At 38.4% G+C, this 20,836-nt stretch carries 21 protein-coding genes and 1 pseudogene; 2 read left to right on the forward strand and 20 right to left on the reverse strand.

Annotation, left to right across the window (positions count from 1 at the left end; genetic code table 11):
• Window positions 1–19: 19 nt before the first annotated feature.
• From LACDD01_RS05160 to LACDD01_RS05240, 18 genes are all read right to left on the reverse strand, one after another.
• Complete coding sequence (locus LACDD01_RS05160) at window positions 20–2,461, reverse strand: SF1B family DNA helicase RecD2 (RefSeq protein ID WP_061413545.1); 2,442 nt, start codon at window positions 2,459–2,461, stop codon at window positions 20–22.
• Complete coding sequence (locus LACDD01_RS05165; protein WP_061413547.1) at window positions 2,458–3,054, reverse strand: histidine phosphatase family protein; 597 nt, start codon at window positions 3,052–3,054, stop codon at window positions 2,458–2,460. The genes LACDD01_RS05160 and LACDD01_RS05165 overlap by 4 nt, the downstream gene beginning before the upstream one ends.
• Window positions 3,051–3,536 carry a shikimate kinase gene (locus tag LACDD01_RS05170; RefSeq protein ID WP_019293096.1) on the reverse strand — a complete coding sequence of 162 codons (486 nt, stop codon included), beginning with the start codon at window positions 3,534–3,536 and terminating at the stop codon, window positions 3,051–3,053. Before LACDD01_RS05170 ends, LACDD01_RS05165 begins: the two co-directional genes overlap by 4 nt.
• Window positions 3,527–4,837, reverse strand: coding sequence for a 3-phosphoshikimate 1-carboxyvinyltransferase (aroA, locus tag LACDD01_RS05175; RefSeq protein ID WP_061413549.1), 1,311 nt, complete (start codon window positions 4,835–4,837; stop codon window positions 3,527–3,529). The genes LACDD01_RS05170 and aroA overlap by 10 nt, the downstream gene beginning before the upstream one ends.
• 119 nt (window positions 4,838–4,956) lie before the next feature.
• Entirely contained in the window at window positions 4,957–5,514 is a 558-nt protein-coding gene (locus LACDD01_RS05180) for a GNAT family N-acetyltransferase (protein WP_061413550.1), read from the reverse strand.
• The gene (locus LACDD01_RS05185; protein ID WP_040086577.1) at window positions 5,504–6,394 is read right to left on the reverse strand and encodes a sensor histidine kinase; all 891 of its coding nucleotides are present in this window, start codon (window positions 6,392–6,394) and stop codon (window positions 5,504–5,506) included. The genes LACDD01_RS05180 and LACDD01_RS05185 overlap by 11 nt, the downstream gene beginning before the upstream one ends.
• The gene (locus tag LACDD01_RS05190) at window positions 6,381–7,037 is read right to left on the reverse strand and encodes a response regulator transcription factor (RefSeq protein ID WP_029343491.1); all 657 of its coding nucleotides are present in this window, start codon (window positions 7,035–7,037) and stop codon (window positions 6,381–6,383) included. Before LACDD01_RS05190 ends, LACDD01_RS05185 begins: the two co-directional genes overlap by 14 nt.
• A 109-nt stretch (window positions 7,038–7,146) precedes the next feature.
• The gene (locus LACDD01_RS05195) at window positions 7,147–7,365 is read right to left on the reverse strand and encodes a hypothetical protein (protein WP_019292060.1); all 219 of its coding nucleotides are present in this window, start codon (window positions 7,363–7,365) and stop codon (window positions 7,147–7,149) included.
• Complete coding sequence (locus LACDD01_RS05200; protein WP_061413552.1) at window positions 7,366–9,339, reverse strand: FtsX-like permease family protein; 1,974 nt, start codon at window positions 9,337–9,339, stop codon at window positions 7,366–7,368. It lies immediately after the preceding gene.
• Window positions 9,332–10,120, reverse strand: a complete 789-nt coding sequence (locus LACDD01_RS05205; protein WP_019293102.1) for an ABC transporter ATP-binding protein — start codon at window positions 10,118–10,120, stop codon at window positions 9,332–9,334. The genes LACDD01_RS05200 and LACDD01_RS05205 overlap by 8 nt, the downstream gene beginning before the upstream one ends.
• A gap of 27 nt (window positions 10,121–10,147) precedes the next feature.
• Window positions 10,148–10,498, reverse strand: a complete 351-nt coding sequence (locus LACDD01_RS05210) for a YxeA family protein (RefSeq protein WP_019293103.1) — start codon at window positions 10,496–10,498, stop codon at window positions 10,148–10,150.
• 133 nt (window positions 10,499–10,631) lie between these two features.
• On the reverse strand, window positions 10,632–11,801 hold the full coding sequence (gene aroC, locus LACDD01_RS05215) for a chorismate synthase (protein WP_061413555.1): 1,170 nt from the start codon (window positions 11,799–11,801) through the stop codon (window positions 10,632–10,634).
• Between the two features lies 1 nt (window position 11,802).
• Window positions 11,803–12,393, reverse strand: a complete 591-nt coding sequence (locus tag LACDD01_RS05220) for a DUF1054 domain-containing protein (protein ID WP_061413556.1) — start codon at window positions 12,391–12,393, stop codon at window positions 11,803–11,805.
• A gap of 6 nt (window positions 12,394–12,399) precedes the next feature.
• Window positions 12,400–13,326, reverse strand: a complete 927-nt coding sequence (locus LACDD01_RS05225; RefSeq protein WP_019292066.1) for a DMT family transporter — start codon at window positions 13,324–13,326, stop codon at window positions 12,400–12,402.
• Between the two features lie 304 nt (window positions 13,327–13,630).
• The gene (locus LACDD01_RS12320; RefSeq protein ID WP_231863386.1) at window positions 13,631–13,756 is read right to left on the reverse strand and encodes a DUF1697 domain-containing protein; all 126 of its coding nucleotides are present in this window, start codon (window positions 13,754–13,756) and stop codon (window positions 13,631–13,633) included.
• Window positions 13,753–14,814, reverse strand: coding sequence for a 3-dehydroquinate synthase (aroB, locus tag LACDD01_RS05230; protein WP_061413558.1), 1,062 nt, complete (start codon window positions 14,812–14,814; stop codon window positions 13,753–13,755). The genes LACDD01_RS12320 and aroB overlap by 4 nt, the downstream gene beginning before the upstream one ends.
• Entirely contained in the window at window positions 14,798–15,664 is an 867-nt protein-coding gene (locus tag LACDD01_RS05235; protein WP_061413560.1) for a shikimate dehydrogenase, read from the reverse strand. The genes aroB and LACDD01_RS05235 overlap by 17 nt, the downstream gene beginning before the upstream one ends.
• A gap of 68 nt (window positions 15,665–15,732) precedes the next feature.
• The gene (locus tag LACDD01_RS05240; protein ID WP_014024359.1) at window positions 15,733–16,389 is read right to left on the reverse strand and encodes a VTT domain-containing protein; all 657 of its coding nucleotides are present in this window, start codon (window positions 16,387–16,389) and stop codon (window positions 15,733–15,735) included.
• A gap of 238 nt (window positions 16,390–16,627) precedes the next feature.
• Between LACDD01_RS05240 and LACDD01_RS05245 the strand changes: the two genes are divergently transcribed.
• Together LACDD01_RS05245 and LACDD01_RS05250 are read left to right on the forward strand one after the other, a co-directional pair.
• The gene (locus LACDD01_RS05245) at window positions 16,628–18,772 is read left to right on the forward strand and encodes an amino acid ABC transporter substrate-binding protein/permease (protein ID WP_061413561.1); all 2,145 of its coding nucleotides are present in this window, start codon (window positions 16,628–16,630) and stop codon (window positions 18,770–18,772) included.
• Window positions 18,773–18,785: 13 nt separating this feature from the next.
• The gene (locus LACDD01_RS05250; protein ID WP_014024357.1) at window positions 18,786–19,523 is read left to right on the forward strand and encodes an amino acid ABC transporter ATP-binding protein; all 738 of its coding nucleotides are present in this window, start codon (window positions 18,786–18,788) and stop codon (window positions 19,521–19,523) included.
• 94 nt (window positions 19,524–19,617) lie between these two features.
• On the opposite strand, the gene LACDD01_RS05255 is transcribed toward LACDD01_RS05250, so the two are convergent.
• Window positions 19,618–20,655, reverse strand: coding sequence for a cell division protein FtsQ/DivIB (locus LACDD01_RS05255; protein WP_061413563.1), 1,038 nt, complete (start codon window positions 20,653–20,655; stop codon window positions 19,618–19,620).
• A pseudogene (locus tag LACDD01_RS05260) lies at window positions 20,655–20,836 on the reverse strand (undecaprenyldiphospho-muramoylpentapeptide beta-N-acetylglucosaminyltransferase); the annotation flags it as partial. The gene LACDD01_RS05255 and the pseudogene LACDD01_RS05260, both read right to left, overlap by 1 nt.

Here is a 20,836-nt window from a genome sequence, read left to right on the forward strand (position 1 = left end):
CGTTTTAAACCGTCTTTTTTTATTTAAAAATTGCAAAATCAGCTTCCGTAAGCCCAATCAATGGATCAAAATCACCCGAATTAACCAAATCTGCTGTTAAAAAAGGCTCAATCGGATATGATGCAGAAGTAAAATTTTCTTCAGGAAAAAGCGAAATTTCCTCTGTTTGAGGTTGACTAACTTTCACAGTTGTTTCACTCTTGTCATCATCCAAAGTTTGCTTTATTTCTTCTACAGGCTCTGCTTTGCCAGTAAATCGCTCCTTTAAGAAAGTTTTTCGATTGGCACTTTCTTTTTGAACAGCTTGGGCAAAGGCTTTTTGTTCTCCAATAAGAATTAGACTTTGTTTGGCTCGCGTAATTGCTGTATACAAGAGATTACGTTCCAGCATCCTTGAATAGGACGAAACCATTGGAACAACAACTGTTGAAAACTCACTCCCTTGCGACTTATGAATAGACATTGCGTAAGCTAAGGTAATTTTATACCACTCTGCGCGAGGATAGCTCACTTCCTGACCATCAAAATCCATCACAATTTCGTCTTGCTTGCTTTCTGTATGTTTTGCTGGAATAAGCTCAACAATCCTCCCTAAATCGCCATTAAAAACATTGTTTTCTGCATCATTGACTAAATGGAGAACTTTATCATCCTCTCGAAAATGAATATCCTGATAATTAAACTCTTGTCGCTCATCAAGAGGGTTAAACAATTCTTGCAACAAACCATTTAAGGTGTTTATACCAGCTACACCTTTATACATCGGTGCTAAAATCTGCAATTCAAAAGGATTATTTCCTCTTTTTTTCCACGCAGTCGCCACTTGTTTCACAAGATGAGCAACTTGTCCTGTTCCAGCTTCAAAATAAGAACGATCGTGATGACGGCTAGTAAAATCTTGTGGCAAACGGCCTTCCTTAATCTCATGAGCAAGGTCAATAATCGTCGATTCGGCTCCTTGACGGAAGATTTTATCCAAGCGAACTGAAGGAATCTCTGGAAGCTTCAGCAAGTCTGCAAAGACTTGCCCAGGACCAACTGACGGCAGCTGATCTGCATCGCCTACAAAGAGTACTTTCATGGAAGGAGGAATGGCTTGTAAAAGTTTATTTGCTAACCAGGTATCTACCATTGAAAATTCATCAACAATCAAAAGTGAACCCGCAAGATCATTACTTTCCATATCCATTGCTTCATCCGTATTTAAACCTAAATGGCGATGAAGCGTTGCTGCCGGTAAGCCAGTAAGTTCATTCATCCGGCGACTTGCTCTTCCTGTTGGTGCTGCCAGAAGAATAGGGAAAACATCATCATGATAATGCCCAGGATCTAAATCAATGTCATGAAGCTGTGCATAAGTTTCGATAAAACCGTTGATAATCGTTGTTTTACCTGTTCCTGGTCCACCGGTTAAAATGAAGAACTGACTATTTAAAGCTTGAAAAATAGCTTCTTTCTGCAGTTTATCGTAGCGAATACCTAGCTTAGTTTCCACTTGCTCAATATTTTTCAAAATTTTTTCATCTGAGAAGGTCTGAGTACTACGTCCAATAAGTTTTTTGAGGTACTCACTAATGCCTTGCTCAGCAAAATAAAGGGAATTTTCAAATATTTTAGTTTCTTCTTGTTGCATTTTACCGTCTTCAAGCAGATGGTTGATTTCTTCAGCCACAGTCTCTGGGCTAACTTCTATCTGGCGTGCTTCTTCCAAAACTTGGATTGTTTGTTGCAAAAGATCACGCGCTTCAATATAAGTATCGCCCGTAATTAAAGGGTGTTTTTTAACCACATGCATCAATCCCGCTCTAAAGCGGTCACTACTATCTGCTGCAATTCCCAATTCTTGAGCAATTTGGTCCGCTGTTTTAAAGCCAATTCCTTTGATATCTTCAACCAACTGGTAAGGATTCTTGGCGATAATATCCAAGGTTTGATCTTTGTAAAGCTCATGAATTTGAAACTGGAGCTTACTGGGAATACCATATTCTGCAAGCTTTGATAAAATCTTTTCCACACCATGATTGTCACGAAGTCTTTTAATAAAGGAATTTTTCTTTGCTAAAGGAAGGATATCGTCTAATTCTTCCGGCTTACTTAAGATACTGTCAACTGTATCATCAGGAAAAAGAGCCACGATTCTTTCTGCCGTCTTTTTACCAATCCCAGGAAATTTATCAGAAGAAAAGTATTTAATTAGTCCTGCAGCACTGGTCGGTACAGCTTTTTCATAAGTTTCAACTTGAAGCTGCTCCCCATATTTTGGATGTGTCGTAAGTTTACCATAGAAGGTATAACTGTCCCCTTCGATCAACTCCCCAATTGTTCCGGTTACAACAATTTCATAATCTTCATAATCGCTATTGGTATCATCCACTTCTACTAAAAGTACTTTATAAAAATTACTAGGATTACTAAAGAAAATCGCTTCAATTGTTCCGGTAAAATATATTTTTTCTGTCATAACACTTTATTCCAGTGCAACAGCTCAAAACGTTGACCTTTCGTTTCTAAAACAGTTACACTATTATTGGCTAAACCACCAGCTGTACGCAACTCTTGTAGCGGAAAGCCCGCTAAATGTCGCATTCCCGCTGTCCCTGAAGCACCATGACCGACCAATAATATATTTTCAGCCTCTTGCTTTTTGAGGTCATTTGCTAAACTATCAAAACGTGCTAAAACATTAGCTACTGTTTCCGCTCCAAAATGGCGCCCATCAAAATTTTGCAATTCATTCCGAGAAGCAAACATTTCATCTGGATACTTCAAGAGTGCATTTGCGATCAACTGGCCTTCCAGCTGACCAAAATTCCATTCGGAAAGGCGAATATCTGTATTTACTGGCAAAGCAGTTAACAATTTTGCGGTTGTCACAGCACGCGACTGCGGACTAGAAATCACTTTATCAAATTGGACAATTTGTCCCAGTCTTTCATTTACTCGGGCTATCGCCTCATAGGATTCCGGCAAAAGAGGCGAGTCCCCTTTTTGACCTTGGAGCCTTTTTTCGAGGTTCCATTGCGTTTTACCATGTCTTACAAAATAGATTTTCATTTTAATTCCTGAATTTCTTTAATTATTTCTTCTGGTTTTTTGTCCTTGGTTTCAATAATAATATCCGCTACTTCTTCGTAGAATTTTTCACGCTGCATAAACAATTGTTCTACGTCTTGTACGGGTTGTGTAGCCAATGGTCTTTTATTTTTTTGATCAGTAAGAATACGTTCATAGAGCGTTTCAAAATCTGCCTTGAGATAAACGACATTTTTCAGCTTTTTCAGACAGTCCCGATTTTCTACAAGTTGAACAATGCCGCCACCTGTGGCAACATTAAATCCTGAGAGCACCGCTGCCTCAAGTGTTTCTCTTTCAATTTGTCGAAATTTAGCTTCGCCATATTCCTGAAAAAATTGTATAATGGGCATTCCAATCTCTTGTTCAATGGCTTGATCAAGGTCAATAAAGTTTTCCTTATTTAGAGCCCTTGCAATCGTTGATTTCCCCGCGCCCATAAACCCAATCAACACTACTGCCATTCTCGTTCCTCCTTGCTTGGCCCAAGTAAACCTTTCAGATCGTCAAAGAAAGTTGGATAACTTGTTTTAATGGCTTGACTTCCTTCTAAAACAACTTCTCCTTCTTGTACAAGAAGTGCCGCAATTGCTGTCATCATACCGATACGATGATCACCGTGAGTATTGATGTCTTTATGAGGCGCATGAAGGTTTGTCTTCCCTCTAATCTTCATCCCATCCGCTGTAGGTGTAACATCAGCTCCCATCGCTTTTAAGATGTCCGATACAACTGAGATACGATCCGTTTCTTTGACACGAAGCTCTTCCGCATCTGCAATAATCGTTTCACCCTCAGCTTGTGTAGCTAAAAGAGCAATAATCGGCAGCTCATCAATCAACCTTGGTATCAAATCGCCCGATATCTGGGTTGCAGTCAATGTGCTATAACGAATTTTGAGTGTAGCGGCTATCGCAGTTTGGTTGGTGATTTCAACTTTTCCTCCCATAGCAGTAACAACATCAATTATTCCTGTTCGTGTGGCATTGATACCAACATTTTGCAGTTCAATACTGCTTCCTGGAATGATTAAAGCAGCAACAATCCAAAAAGCTGCTGAGGAAATGTCTCCAGGCACTGTAATTTCTTGGCCTTCTAACTTTTGTCCACCTCTTATTCGGATATGCTTTCCCGATACTGTAAGTTTTCCACCAAACTGTTGAAGCATTTCTTCGGTATGATTTCGTGTCACCGCTTTTTCCACAATTTCTGATATTTGATTACTCTTTGTTTGTAGTGCGGCAAAAATCAAAGCTGATTTTACTTGTGCAGAGGCTACAGGCAGTTGATAGTTAATAGACTGCAGTTGTCTTCCTTGAATTTCTAAAGGTGGCAGGCAAGTTTCTCCTTGACCAGAGATTTTTGCTCCCATTAATTTTAATGGGTGAGCAATACGATCCATTGGGCGACGCGAGAGCGAAGCATCACCAATCAATTTTGTATCAAAGTCTAAACCAGCGAGAATCCCCGACATTAATCGCATCGATGTTCCTGAATTTCCCATATCCAAGGGCTTATTCGCTGGCTGTAAGCCCTCAAAGCCCTGTCCTTGAATATAGATTATCTCCTCTTTATCTTCAATTTTAACACCCAAGTCTTGGAAAGCTTGCATTGTAGCTGTGACATCCTCAGCTCGCAAAATATGCTTAACCCTCGTTTGACCATGTGAAATCGCCCCAAACATTATGGAGCGGTGAGAAATTGATTTATCCCCAGGAACAGTAAGTTTACCTGTGAGTGATTTTGCCTTTATTTCGAGTTTCATTGCGTTTCAAACTTTCTTCTCTACAATTTATCTTCTATTATAGCACAAGTCAAGAGCTGTAATATTGTATTGTTTTTCTTGACCTTATATCAAAAAAACCACTACGCGCAAGTGGTTTTTTAGTTTTTCGTTTTTAAATATTCTTCTTTCGTCAAGATCCAATAGTCACACAGGACAGAACGTCCCTCTTTTGCCATATATGTATAGACTTGACCCGTTTTTCGCATGCCAATCTTTTCCATTACACGTCCTGACTTTGGATTTTCTGCATCATGTTCTGCTACAATAATTTTTACATCAAGTTGGTTAAAAGCTAAATCTCTAAGGGAAGCGGCAGCCTCTGGCATTAGTCCTCTCCCCCAAAAGTTACGATTAAGCACCCAACCAAATACAGCTTGATCTCCGTCGAGCCTTAGATCAATGGTTCCAATCATTTTTTCGCTCTGCTTATCCACAATTGCCCAGCAAAATAAGCGCTGTGGTATAAAATACTCCACAATACTTTCTTCAGTCATAGCTAAATCTTTATGTGCGGGAAATGAAACATAACGTACAACTTCTGGATCACTTGCATATTCAAAAAGGTCTTCTTTATCCGCAAGTTCTACTTTTCTAAAAATTAAACGTTCTGTTTCAAAATTTTGATGTTGTGCAAGTATTACTTGTTTATTGTTCATTTTTTTTCACCTCAACGGTTGTTCCTTCGCCTAGCTCTGAGCTTATCTTAATACAAAAGTCAAGTCGATCCAAAATGAGTTTTGTTAAGTACAAGCCTAAACCCGATGCTTTATAATAGCTGCGACCGTTATAGCCTGTGAAACCATGCTCAAATATGCGTGGCAAATCTTCGGGTAAAATCCCTATTCCTGTATCACTTAAAATAATTTTATTTTCTTCGATACTAATTGTTAAACTGCCTTCATTTGTATATTTTATAGCATTATTGAGCAACTGCTCTATTGCCAAGCTGAACCATTTGCGATCTGTAGTAATTTCCCAATCACCTGAAATAGTGACGGATAAATTTTTTTGGATGAAAAAACTACTGTATTTTTTGAGCAGTTCTCGCAAAAGGGCAGCGACAGAAAATTTCTCAAAATGAAAATCTGTTGAAATATTGGCTATACGTTGGTATTCCAATAACATTTTTAAGTAATTATCCAAAGCGAAAGTTTGATTTTTTAATTCGATTGGATTAATTTCTGTTTGTGCCATTAAATCGATTGCGGCCAAAGGGATTTTCATTTGATGGGACCAGACTTTGATAATATCTTCTGTTTCTTTAATGTGTTTTTCTTTTGCACGCAGGTTTTCTTCCAAATCCAAAAGCTCATGTTTCAAGTCACATAAGAGTGCTTCTCTATTCGCCCATCGAAAATATGAGGAAACCAAGTAAATCACAAATACAATCAAAGCAAGAATAGTTGCATTGATAAGGGATTCAATCGGAAGATGCCAGAGTAAAAAATTGCTCACAAAGATAAAGAGCATCACCAGAAACACGCCGATTTGTGCAATTTTTGTCTGCAAAAACCGCTTTATTTTACTCCAAGGCATAGCCTACACCTCGTTTCGTTACCAAATGTGCAAATCCAATTTCAGCTAGTTTTTTACGTAAACGTGTCATTTTTACATTTAAAGTATTACTGTCGATAAATTCATCTGTTTGCCACAGTTCTTGAAGAATAGCTTCTTTGCTTACAACAGCTCCGTTGGCTCTAAAAAGAACACTCAAGATCTTGTTTTCGGAAGGTGTGAGATCAATCTGACTTTCCCCTGATTTTACCATATTGTCTGATAAAATAAAGCCGGCAAATTCTAATTTCTCAGGACCAGAAAAGTTATAAGAACGACGAAGCAATGCCTTTATTTTGGCCTGCAAGATATCCAAGGAGAAAGGTTTTGTAACAAAATCATCAGCTCCTTGATTCATGGCTGTGACTTGGTTCATATCATCACTCATCGACGAGATAAAAATAATCGGAATTTGTGAGACTTTGCGTAATTCTGTTGTCCAGTAAAAACCGTTATAAAAGGGTAAACCAATATCCATTAAGACTAAGTCCGGATCTGCTTCCAATATTTCCTGCTTGACTGCCCGAAAATTTAAAACAGAATAGACCTGAAAGTCACTTTTCAAGGCATTAGTCAACATTTTAACAATCGTTTTATCGTCTTCAACAATAAAAATTTTGGGCATTTTTTCCTCCCGAACTTGCGGATCTGTTATCACTTGTTCTTTTTTCACTATCAATTTTTTCTTTCTCCTATTATAACATATAAAAAAATCAGATGATTCCATCTGATTTTTAGAAAAATGTTGTAAAGCCATAATAGCCTAAACCAACAATAATGAGAAGTGAAAGGATATGCAAACTAAGCGTTAAAGACTGTAAAAGTTTGATATCCTTGCAGTTCTTAATCTTTCTTTGAACAAATTGAATGATGCCCCAAACATACCAGGCACAGAAAGTAAGAACAGTAAGTGAGCCACCAAGGACCAGTAAGTAATAGGGTATTTTTTCCATTTATTTTTTCTCCACAATATTGTAATACACAAGGCTTGTTCCTTTATAGATTAACCAATAAATAAAGGCTAAAGCAGCAATAGTTCCTAAGCTAATCCAAAGAATTAACTGGCTATCCATGATTCCAAAGATACCAATAAGCTTACTAATCATAATGTAAGCAAAGCTGAAATGTACAATCGTCATTGCGATTGGCAATAAGAAAATCATGCTTACTTGTGACTTGATGGTCTTAGACACTTGCTCTTTTGATAAACCTACTTCTTGTAGAATCTTGAATGAACGTTTGTCTTGCACACCTTCTGACAACTGTTTGTAATAGATAATCAAGGCAGCACCTAAAATGAAACTAATGCCAAGAACCAAACCGATAAAGACAAAGGTACCGATTCCAGTTCTAACTTCTTTCATCTCAGCTGAACGGAAGCTGAGCATATGGTCTCCATCATTATTACCTAACGCATTTGTTAATCTTTCTTGATCTTTTTCTGCAATATCAAAGTTAACTGTCACAGATGGACTCACTTGATAAGCTTGTTCACCATCATTATTTGCTTTATTATAAACCTCAAGAGCTTGATGTAATGCTGCATCATTTGGGAAGATAAGAAGCATTGGCGTTGTGATATTTATCATGATAGGATATTTGTTTAAATCCTGTGTAGCCATGACGTCATTCACTTTATATTTTGTTCCAAACCAGTTAAAATCTGTAAGTTTTGGATAAGCACCAAAGTAATCAACGATATTAACCTGGTTGTCCGAAATATCAGAAACATTTTCATCCAAATTTTTCAACGTTTGCAAAGTTGTCATTGAAAATTGAATGGCGGTTTTTTGGTCGCCTGTTGGAGTAATATTTAAAGTATTTTCTCCTTCTTTTTGACCGTTACCCATCAAATAGTCCACACTTAAAGCTGTTGTGACATTTGATATTTTTACACCCGCTTGGTCTGCTTTTTCTTGTAAATCTTGGGCCAGCTGATTACCTGTTTTTTCTTGTGAATAAACAGTGTATTGTCCTTCTTTTGGAAAAGCACGTTCAACAGTTTGGGTTGAGCCTAAGAAGATACCGATTGTAACTACTAAAGTTACTAAAGTCATCGACAAGAGAATGGTAATATTGGCCAAGCCAACCGCATTTGCTTTCATTCGGTAAAGCATTGAGCTGATCGTAATAAAGTTTTGCGGTTTATAGTAAGAATTACGTTTTTTACGCCATTTCAAATACCAAACGGTAAAACTGATATAGAAAAAGTAAGTTCCCAAAATAACTGCCAGAACTGCAAGGAAGAAAGTTGAGAGTGCTTTAACGGGATTATCAACATTTAGTGCTAAGCCATAGCCAACTACCAGTAAAACAATACCAATCAAGGCCATGAAAATGTTTGACTTAGGCTCTTTTTCACCTTTAGATGCTTCTCTTAACAGATCAAGACTTGAAGATTTCCAAATGATAAATGTTCCAATAATAAGAAGCAAAGTAAAGAAGAGCAAGAATATTACTGCTACTGTTAGAATAGAAGCGGGTGTAATCGCTAAGTTAAAGTTACTTTCACCAATCATATTGATAAAGATCAGGAAAAGGAACTTAGAAAAAGCAATCCCAACGATTGTACCGATAATGACAGTCGCAATATAACTCATTACGAGTTCAAAGAAAGAAACAAGGGCGATTTTCTTTTTCCCTAGTCCGAGAATGTCATAAAGCCCAAATTCTCGTGAGCGTTGCAACTGTAGGAAACGATAACTATAAATGAGAATAATCCCACCAAAGATAGCCAAAATCCACATCGCAAAGGACATCATTTGCCCAACTGCTGCGCCACCCTTCATTTTTTCAAGGGATGGAGATTGTGCAATTGCAGCAGTAACAAAAAGCAAGACAAACATTGTTACACTCGCTACGATGAAAGGCGCAAATGATTTCAACCCTTTTTTCAGATTTTGTGCTGCCAGTTTAAAACTAAGCATTATCGGCTACCTCCGTTTCGCTTGGGTCAGCTGAAGCTCCCAAGAATGAAGTCATTGATAAGGTAATTTCTTTTGCAAACTCTGTTGATGACTTATCGCCACGATAAAGTTGATGATAGAGCATTCCGTCTTTAATGAAGAGAACACGTTTTGCGTGACTTGCAGCTAAGCTTGAGTGAGTAACCATGATGATTGTTTGACCAGCATCATTGATATTTTCGAAAAGTTCAAGCAGACTCTCTGAGTTTTTATAGTCCAAAGCTGCTGTTGGCTCATCTGCCAAAACAAGATCCGGTTGAGAAATCAGAGCACGCGCAACAGCCACACGCTGTTTTTGCCCCCCTGATAATTCAAAAGGTTGCTTTTCTAAAAGTGTCTCGATATTCAACTTAGGTGCTAAGTTTTCTAGACGTGCTTTCATTTTCTTTACTGGAGCTTTAGAAAGTACCATGGGAAGATAAATATTATCCCTTACTGATAAAGTATCCAAGAGGTTGAAATCTTGGAAGACAAATCCGAGATGTTCACGGCGGAATGCTGAGATATCCTTGTCTTTAATGGCTGTAATGTCACGTCCTGAAAGTAAAACTTGACCAGCTGTAGGTTTTTCCAAAGTTGATAAGATATTCAAGAGTGTTGTTTTACCTGAACCTGATTCACCCATAATAGCAATGTATTCACCTTCTTCGACAGAAAAATCAATGTCAGCAAGAGCCGTTGTTTCTTCTTTTGAAAAGCGTGTTTTGAAAACTTTTTTGATATGTTTAACTTCTAATAGCATTTTTTCTCCCTTGTCACCTTTAGATGATTAATTTAATTTATCTTTTGCTTTACTTGGCAAGTCATTTTTTTGAACTTCTTCCCAGTTTGTTACACCTTTTGCTTTATTATCTGTCACTTTAAGATAAGCATCTTTACGTAAATTGTGTGTAGCTGTAAAGGAAATATCTTTTCCTTCGCCATTTTTATCATAAGAAGGTAGCTTGTACTCATAAGACACCATGCGTTCGCCTGAATCGCTTTTTCCAATTTTTTCCGAACCATCTTGTGTAATTTTTACGTAACGTTCTGTACCCCCGTAGCTTGATTTGTACCAGCCATATCCTAGACCACCAATCACTACTGCTAGAGCAAGTAAGCCAAATAATACTTTTTTCATATTGTTGCCTCTTTCCTACTAGGTTTTGTTTTTCTTAACCCTACACTTTTATTCTAACAAATTATATTTTCTGCAAACTTACACTTTTGTAATAAAAAAACTAGCCTTATTTTTGAGACTAGTTTTTATTTCATCAGAAGTTTTTTAAGCGTTCCTTATAGTTTTGAAAAGCTTCTTGTAGCTCTCTAAAACTATCGCTTGAAAACTTATCACAAATTTCTTGGGCTAGGACTGTAGCAACAACATTTTCCATTACTACTCCGGCCGCTGGAAGAGCGGTTGGATCAGAACGTTCAACGCTCGCTTTATAAGGTTCATGCGTTTCAGTATTGACAGACATGAGAGGCTTATATAGGGTCGGTATCGGTTTCATGACACCGCGAATAATAAGGTCCTCACCATTAGTCATGCCACCTTCAAAACCACCAAGATTATTACTTTTTCGGCTATAGCCTGTTTGCTTTTCCCAAAGGATTTCATCCATAACTTGACTGCCTTGACGTCGCCCGGCCTCAAAACCAAGACCAAACTCCACACCCTTAAAGGCATTGATAGAAACGACAGCTGCTGCGATTTTTGCATCTAATTTACGATCAAAATGTACGTAAGATCCTAAACCAGCCGGAACATTTGTAGCACGTACCTCTACAATTCCACCGATGGTGTCGCCAGCTTTCTTTATTTTATCAATATATGAACGAATTTCCTCAGCTCTTGAAATATCCACAATAGACAAATCATTTGTACCAGCTTTGGCTTTGATTTCGCTGACAGTGAGTTCTGGAAGTTGAGCAACAACATCTTTGCCTCCAAAATTAACCACATGATAAGCCAGCTCCATATCAAGCTGTTTGAGCAAAGCCTTGGCAACTGCTCCCACAGCTACTCTCATCGTTGTTTCACGAGCAGAGGAGCGCTCAAGTGTATTTCGCAAATCCTCAAATTCATACTTCATCCCTCCTACCAAGTCAGCATGTCCTGGTCGAGGTTTTGTCAATTTACGTTGTCTCTTGACGGCATCATCAACTTCTTCCGCAGCCATAATTTCCGTCCAATGTGAGAAGTCACGATTGGTTACATTAAGAGTAAGTGGACTTCCCAAAGTTTTACCATGACGCAAACCACTGGTGATTTCGACCTGATCAGATTCTATCTTCATGCGACCACCTCGTCCGTATCCTCCTTGACGGCGTTTCAATTCAACATTGATGTCAGAAGCTTGAAGTGGAAGTCCTGCTGGCAAACCTTCAATGATTGCTGTCAAACGTGGCCCATGTGATTCACCTGCTGTAAAAAAGCGCATCTTAATCCTCCATTATTTTTTGGTAAATTGGTAGTAAATCATCGATAGTTTCGAGCATTTCCTGTAATATCATATCATCTTGTTGACCATCAAAACGGTCAGCTTTCCAAATTCTACCCATCTCTAACTCTGATTTTTTTATATTTTTCAACCGAGTAACAAATTCTTCAAGATGGCTACTTCCATAAAAATCAGACTTGGTATGATCTTTAGATAGAACAAAATCCTTGGGTAATGAGAGATCCGAACTCAACTTCTGAGCGTAATCTGCTTGTCCTTTAGGCTGATCAATAATTGAAAGGTAGATGAACACGTAATCTTGCCAAATCCCTAATTGGAAATGCGGCTCCATTTTATAACCACGCTTTTGTGTGCCAATAGCAGACCACGTGTTTTCAGGTGCATTGCTTGTCCGCCGACGATGCTGTGCAATATGCAGGTAAAACTCCTGTTCAGGGAACGACTGCTTTATTCTTTCTTTTAGCTGTTCTCCTATTTCCATAAAAATCGGTTGAATTTCAGCACGCACTCCCTGCATACGCATTTCCAATCCTTCTATATCAAAGACTTCAAATGATTCTTTTTTAAACATATTTCCTCACAAAAATTTTATACAAATAATCCCTACCAACATTACTGCAACACCTGCAACTTGGATAAGACGTATCGGATAGCGATCTGAACGCCACCAACCAAACTGTTGCACCAACATTGAACCAATGATTTGTCCAAGTAATGCCATCATTATATTTAAGCCAGCCCCTATTTTTGGCACTGCTAAAACGGCGCCAAGAACAAAGAAGGCTCCCCAGATACCTCCCAATATATTCCATTTTTTTATCTTACCTAATTCAACTTTTGTAATTAAGCGACGTTCAATCACTAAAGTCACACAGACAATGGCAATCAGTCCAATGAAGAAAGACATAAATGAAGCTTGAAACGGCCGATGCAATAAGGTGCCCAAATGTCCATTAATAGCCTGTTGAACCGCAGTGAATGAACCTGATATTATCGCCCAAAGGCGCCAAAGCATCAAATTGGGCTCGGCTTCAACTTGTCCTGCTTTTTCACGTAAGCTAGGTAAAACAACGGCAATGAAAAGTCCAAGTATAGTAACAATAATCCCCAATATACGAATAGGACTCATCGGAATTTGGACCGCGTAAAACCAACCAAAGCTGTCAATAACAACTCCAGTTAAAATTTGTCCCAAAATAGGCAAGATAACAGTCTGCACAGCACCTAGTCGTGGAAAAAGAAAGACATTCGATGTAACATATACTGGACCGAGTAATCCACCAATCCATATCCAAGCAGGATGAGACTGGACAAATTCAGTAGAGGGGAACAAATCACCGGTCAAAAGTAATGAGATTGTACCTAAGAAAACAACCCCAATAATTTGAGAAATTGTTGATGCCCAAAAAGGCGAATTAACATTTTTGCGAAGATCGGCATTAATCGGGTTTTGGTTTGCTAGTAAAAAACCCGCAAAAAGTGCTATTCCAAGATAGACAAACATTATAATTTTTTAATTATTCTCTCCATTGTATTGATATTGCGACTTGTAAAAAGGTCTTTATAGACTGTTTTACCTAAGACTTTACCAAAAGCTGTTGTTAAGATTGTGCCCCTTGGTACCTTCCAATAAAAGGAATTCACTTGGACAAGCCCTTCTTCCCTACTTGTTTTCAGAGCATTAAACTCGCTTTGAGCAAATTGAGAAAAGGTTTATTTTTAACAAGCTTTCTTATTTCTTGTTCGATTTTTATAAAACTTTGCACAGGTAAAAAGATAGATCAGGCAAGGTTTCGCTGCTAAAAATGCTATTCCCTGTAGCTAAAACAGTGAAACATCTGTAAAACCAGCTGCTTCAAACTCTTTTTTAAGTCTGTCATTTTGAGTTTACTACCACCCACATTTATTCCACGAAGAAATGCCCAGTATCTCATTTCAAATATTCCTTCATTTCTTGAAGGCTTATCTCATGAATTTTGGCCTGTCCAATTTCGGGAACAAGTACGGTCTTAATCATCTTGCCTCGCGCTTTTTTATCATGGGTTAGGATTTCAAACAAAGCTGACTCATCCCATGGTTCATAAGTTTGAGGAAGTTGAAACTTTTGGAGTACCGCTTTAATTTGAGCAGTTAGTCCTTTAGGCATCAGCCCCTTACTTTCCGCCACTTTACTTATTTGAATCATTCCAATAGCTACAGCCTCACCATGCATGACCTGCCCATAGCCAGCAAAAGCTTCGACAGCATGACCAATTGTGTGTCCAAAGTTCAAATAAAGTCGCGTTCCCTGATCAAACTCATCTTCCACAACAAGTTTCCGTTTCACATCGCAGGCTGCCCGAATAAAATACTCTGCTTCTTGCAAAAGTTCATCGGCATCCTGTATCTCATTTAAGCGGACCCAGAGTTGTTTATCGGCAATCAAGGCACACTTGACGATTTCACCAATCCCCTCACGAAAATCACGTTTCTCTAAGGTTTTCAATACCTCAGGATCAATCAGAACACCATCTGGCTGAGCAAAAGTTCCAATCATATTTTTAGCATAATCACTATTGATTCCTGTTTTTCCACCGATGGAACTGTCGACCTGAGCCGTTAAACTTGTTGGTATTTGGAGAAAGTGAATGCCCCTCATATATGTACTGGCGGCAAAAGCTGCTAAATCCCCAACAACGCCTCCACCTAAAGCAATCACTCCATCGGAGCGTGTCAAACCATGTAAGGCACAAAATTCCCATAGTTTCTCTACAGTAGACAAGTTTTTACTTGCTTCACCTGCTGGAAAAGTAAAAGTAAAAACTTCAAATCCTTCATTTCTTAACTGGGAAACTGCCTCTCTTCCATAGAGAGGTTCAACATTGTCATCGGTGACAAGTACAACTTTTTGTTGTTGCCAGAGTTGTGCAACCCATAGTCCCACTTGTGACAAGCTTCCCTTCTTAATAATGATATCATAAGGGTGCTCTGGAAGATTAACATTTAACCTCATCTTTTTCCTCCAATTCCTGTCTAATCTGCTCAACAGGCATTTTTTTTCCTGTCCATAATTCAAAAGAAGCGGCAGCTTGATGAATAAGCATACCAACTCCATTCATCGTTGTTCTCCCTTGGCTTTTTGCCCATTTCATCATTGGTGTTTCACGGACCTTGTAAATCATGTCTACCACCAGAATTCCTGGGGGCAAAAGAATTGAAGTAGGGAGCGGCATTGCTTCGCCAGACATCCCTACTGGTGTTGCATTAACGAGTAGGTCTGATGTCATAATTTCTTTTTGCAATCGTGAATGATCAGCTAGGTCGTAAAGTTTTATGGTAATTTTTGTCTGATGTGACAATTTTTCCAAACGCTGTTCTAAACGTGCATAGGAGGCTGAATGTCTAGCAAAAACCGTGATTTCGTGCATTTCAAGCAAAGCAGCCTGAACAATTATGGAAATCGCAGCACCACCACCACCAATTAGCGTTATTTTTTTATGACGCGGTTTAAACTTTAACGCCCTGAAGAAACCTTGACCATCCGTATTGTAACCTATTAATTTCCCCTTCTGATTGACAATCGTGTTGACTGCTCCAATCAACTGTGCTTCTTCGGATAATTCATCAATAAATTCCACCGCTTTTTGCTTGTAAGGCATCGAAATATTCAAACCATACATGTCCAATGTTCTGACATTGTTAATTGTCTGTTCGAGAATTTTTTCATCTTCCAAATCCCAAGCCAAGTAGATAGCATTTTCATTGGTCAGCTCAAAAGCACGATTATGAATAAAAGGAGAAAGACTATGCTTAATGGGATGTGCTAACACAGCAGCCATCCGAGTGTATCCATTTATTTCCATCGTTTACCTGTATTCCTTTTTTGACATAAAAAAATAGTATTAGTTTCCTAATACTATTATAACTTATTTTAAGCGGCTTTGCGCCCTGCGAAATACCGTTTGGCAACGCCAATCACTGCTGGAAGTAAGGATACAGCAACGATTGCTAGCATGACGAGTTCAAAGTTTTTCTTGATGAAAGGTACTTGTCCAAAGAGGAAACCTGCCCCTAAAGCGACGATAACCCAAGCAAAACCACCTAAAAAATTATAAAGCACGAATTTTTTATGCGGCATGCGGCTTGTTCCTGCAGTAAAAGGAACAACCGTACGAATGATTGGCATAAAGCGCCCGAGGAAGATAGCCCACGAACCCCATTTAGCAAAGAACTGCTCTGCTTCTTCAATGTACTCTGGCTTTAAAAATTTAGATAGCGTTTTATGTTTTGGAATTACATCTCCAAATTTACGCCCAATTTCATAATTCAGAAGATTGGCCAGAAAAGCTAAACTCCCCATAATCAAAATCAGAAGAGGCATTGATAATTTATCTGGATACATGGCGGCCATCGATCCTACAAAAAAGAGAATTGAATCCCCCGGTAAGAACGGAAAAATAACCAGCCCTGTTTCAATAAAGATGATAGCTCCTAAAAGAACATAGACCCAAACGTGTGCGCCTGGTGCATTCAAAAAACCAGAAATCCAGTCATTGAAGAAGCCAAACATCGAAAGTGTTGTAAACATATTTTTATATTTTCCTTTTGTTATGCTGTTACTGCATTTTTTATTTTACACTAAAAGCTTGCCTTTATCAAATTCTCATTCGTCTATTTTTTTAGACAAAATTATTATTTTTATTTATTCGGACTGTTTTCCATGTCACATTTTATTACACAATTTATTTTTTTCAGCCTTGTTTTATGGTATACTGACAAGTATATAATTGTTTATATAATTAATGAAACTTAGGAGAAATAATGAAATGAAGAAATTATTCCTTACATTATCTTTAATATTCGCCACGATTACTGGAATGTCCTTTGCAACTGCTCATAATGTTAGCGCTCAGGAAACCGTACGTATCGCGAGTGATAATGCTTATGCCCCTTTTGAATTCCAAGATTCAGATAAAAATTGGGTAGGTATCGATGTCGATATCATGAAGGAAGTCGCTAAAATCAATGACTGGAAGCTTGAGATGTCTTTCCCTGGATTTGATGCCGCTCTTCAAAATTTAAAGGCTGGAAAAGCTGATGCGGTCATCGCTGGGATGACGATCACAGACGAACGTAAACAAGTTTTTGATGTTTCAGATCCTTATTATACTTCAGCCATTACTTTAGCTACAACAAAGTCTTCTACACTTAAGAGCTATGATGAACTTAAAGGCAAAGCTGTTGGTGCTAAAAAAGGAACAGCTTCATATGACTGGTTGCAAAAAAACCAAGATAAATACGGCTATACAATCAAAACTTACTCTGACGGTGTTCACATGTTTGCCTCACTGGCTGCAGGAAACATCGTAGGTGCGATGGATGAAGCTCCTGTCATCTCTTATGCCATCAATCAAGGGCAAGACTTGGCAATCAATCTTCCTTCCTTCTCACTTCCTGGGGGTTACGGTTTTGCTGTAATGAAAGGTGAGAACTCTAAACTCATCGATGGTTTCAACAAAGCTTTGACTCAAATGAAAGCCAATGGCGAGTATGACAAAATCGTTCAAAAATATACTGGTGGTAAGAAAGCAACTCCTAAAAAAGATGTTTACACTATTGCCTCAGATAATAGCTTCGCCCCATTTGAATTCCAAAACACAGATAAAAAATTCACAGGTATTGATGTAGACTTGCTTAATGCTATTGCTAAGCAACAAGGCTTCAAAATCAAATGGAACCATGTTGGTTTCCAACCTGCGGTAGATGCAGTTCAAGCAGGACATGCTGATGCTATGATGGCGGGTATGTCAATCACTGATGCACGTAAAAAAGTCTTTGACTTTGGTGATGCCTATTATGATTCGAATTTGACACTTGCTGTTTCTAAGTCAAATGAAGACATCAAGAAATGGGAAGATCTAAAAGGAAAACAAGTTGGTGCCAAGAACGGGACAGCTTCTTATGACTATTTAACGAAAAACGAAAGCAAATACGGCTATACTTTAAAAACATTTACTGATGCTACTTCAATGTATTCTTCATTGAACAATGGTTCAATTCAAGCCTTTATGGACGATGAGCCTGTAGTAAAATATGCCATTAAACAAGGACAAGAATTTAAAACACCTTTTGAAGGTATCCCAACTGGTCAGTACGGTTTTGCTGTGAAAAAAGGAACGAACCCAGAGCTTATCGAAATGTTCAACAACGGCCTTTCTTCACTACGTGCTAGCGGTCAATATCAAGAAATTGTTGATAAATATTTAGCTTCAAAAACTGAATCAGCAACAGAGTCAGATACGGAAAGTACAATGCTTGGCATCTTGAAAAACAACTGGAAACAGTTAGGTAAAGGTCTCTGGATCACTATCCAATTGGCTTTAGTTTCCTTTGTTTTAGCAATGATTGTTGGAGTAATCTTCGGCCTTTTCTCAGCAAGTCCATCACCAGCTCTCCGTACAATTTCACGTATTTATGTCGATCTTAACCGTTCAATTCCTCTTTTGGTATTAACAATTTTCATTTTCTATGGTATCCCAAATATGTTGCAACTCCTCACAGGTCATCAAAGTCCTTTGAATGAGTTTACAGCCGGTGTTATTGCCTTAACTCTTAACGAATCAGCCTACATTGCTGAAATCGTTCGAGGCGGTATTGCTGCTGTTCCAACTGGCCAAATGGAGGCCAGCCGCTCTCTTGGTATTCCTTATGTGAAAACAATGCGAAAAGTAATCTTGCCACAAGCTGTTAAGATTACCATTCCTAGCTTGATTAACCAATTTATTATTACGCTGAAAGATACAACCTTGGTATCTGTTATCGGCTTGGTTGAACTCTTGCAAGCAGGTCAAATTATCGTTGCACGTAACTTCCAAGCTTTCCGTGTCTACGGTTTGATTGGTTTGATTTACATGGTTGTGCTGCTTCTCTTAATGTGGGCAGGACGTCGCATCGAACAAAAAATGAAATAAGGAGATTAAAGATATGTCTGTACAAATCGAAGTTACTGATCTTCACAAAACATATGGTAAAAACGAGGTTCTCAAAGGAATCTCTGCAAAATTTAACAAAGGAGATGTTGTTTGTATTATTGGTCCTTCAGGTTCTGGTAAATCAACATTCCTTCGTACACTAAATGGTTTAGAAGACGCAACAAGTGGCGATGTTATTATCAATGGGTACAACCTTACAGATAAAAACACTGATATTAACTTGGTTCGCCAACATGTCGGAATGGTTTTCCAACACTTCAACCTCTTTCCTAACATGACTGTTTTAGAAAATATTATGTATGCGCCCGTTGAGCTTAAAAAGCTTACAAAAACTGAAGCAAAAGAAAAAGCTCTGCGCTTGCTTGAAGCTGTTGGACTAGAAGAGAAAAAAGATACAATGCCTGAGATGCTTTCAGGTGGACAAAAACAACGTGTAGCCATTGCCCGTGCCTTGGCTATGGACCCTGATGTTATGCTCTTTGATGAGCCAACTTCAGCACTTGACCCTGAGATGGTTGGCGATGTCCTTGACCTGATGCGTCGTATCGCAGACGATGGCATGACAATGCTTATCGTAACACACGAGATGGGCTTTGCACGTAAAGTTGCTAACCGTGTCATGTTTACAGATGCTGGTGTTATCCTTGAAGATGGTAAACCAGAAGACCTCTTTGAAAACCCTCAGCATCCACGTTTACAAGACTTCTTATCTAAAGTATTGAATGCGTAAAGCCAAAAACGTTTGTCTCTTTAAAAGAAACAAACGTTTTTCTTTTCTGCAAGATAATATAATAAAACTGAAAGGGGTTATCCTTTCAGTTTTATTATTGGGTTGCGGTAATTTCAGTTGTATTTTCTGAGTTCTTCTTATTTCCTTCAGGATTTTTTAGGTCAGCCAGATAATCTTCTTTTGGCTTTGCATAAATTCCTGCTTCCATATCAATCACTTGTGGCGCTTGAAGTTGCTTCGCAATACTTGGATAGTAAGGAACCTTCTCGGTAATTTGACTGAGAGAAACACGTACTTGATTACCATCTGACATATCCAAAGCGATAAAGTCTTTGGTTGCTTTAGTCGGTGTTTTTGTAACCGTTGTAATCAAACCACGTATTTCAGGCTTCAATTTCATATAGGCTGTAATAAACTTTTCGACTTCTTCATCGGAAAAGTTTTTTAGTACCGGAAGGCTCGAAAGTTTATCCTTAGCTATTTCTTGATCCTTGAGGATATGACCACTTTCTAACACTTGGTAAGTTTTACCCTTTTGTTCTACATAAGCAACTTTTTCGAACTCCGTGACTTTAGCCTCGATATTATTAGGAAAACTTACGTGTAAGTTGACAGATTTGACACGTGGAAATTGTTGAACAATACTGTTTTCAATAGCTCTTTTGTTTCTGAGCACACCATAAATCCTATCAGTTGGCTTCAAACGTGAAGCCTGTACGATAGATTCAAAAGACTCATTTTTATTACCCGAAACCGTAAATGTCCCAATTTTGCTTATCGGGGACACCGCGTAAATCGAAGTTAAAAACAATAAGATTGCCAAGAATAAGACGGGCCACATCTTTTTGAACACTTCGAAACTTCCTTCAAAAAAAGAAGGTTCCGGTTCTTGTTCTTCAAAATCCTCAACAAAATCATCTGAGTATCCTTGCTCAGACTCTTCTGCTTCTACAAAAGATTCTTGTTGCTCGATTTCTTCCTGAACTTCAGGAGAATCTGCTTCATTATCTTCTTTTTTCTTAAAAAACTTCCGTTTTTTGGGTTCTTCAGACTTCTCTTGATTTTCAGCTGCTTTGCGGCGCTGATATTCAAGATGTTTCTTTTGCCAAGGCGTAAGGTTTTCTTCACTCATTATTTTTTAATTTCTTTCACAAGTTGATATAGTCGATCGCTAGCATCAGGTACTCCTGCTTTTTCACTGGCTACAGACATAGCTTGGTAAAGCTCTTCGTCAGAAAAGATTTCAGAAATGCTGGCAAGCATGGTATCTGCTGTAAGATTGACATCTTTAATCATCTTAGCAGCACCGATAT

The organism is Lactococcus sp. DD01 (assembly GCF_001578715.1).
In the GTDB taxonomy this organism is placed as follows: Bacteria; Bacillota; Bacilli; order Lactobacillales; family Streptococcaceae; genus Lactococcus; species Lactococcus petauri.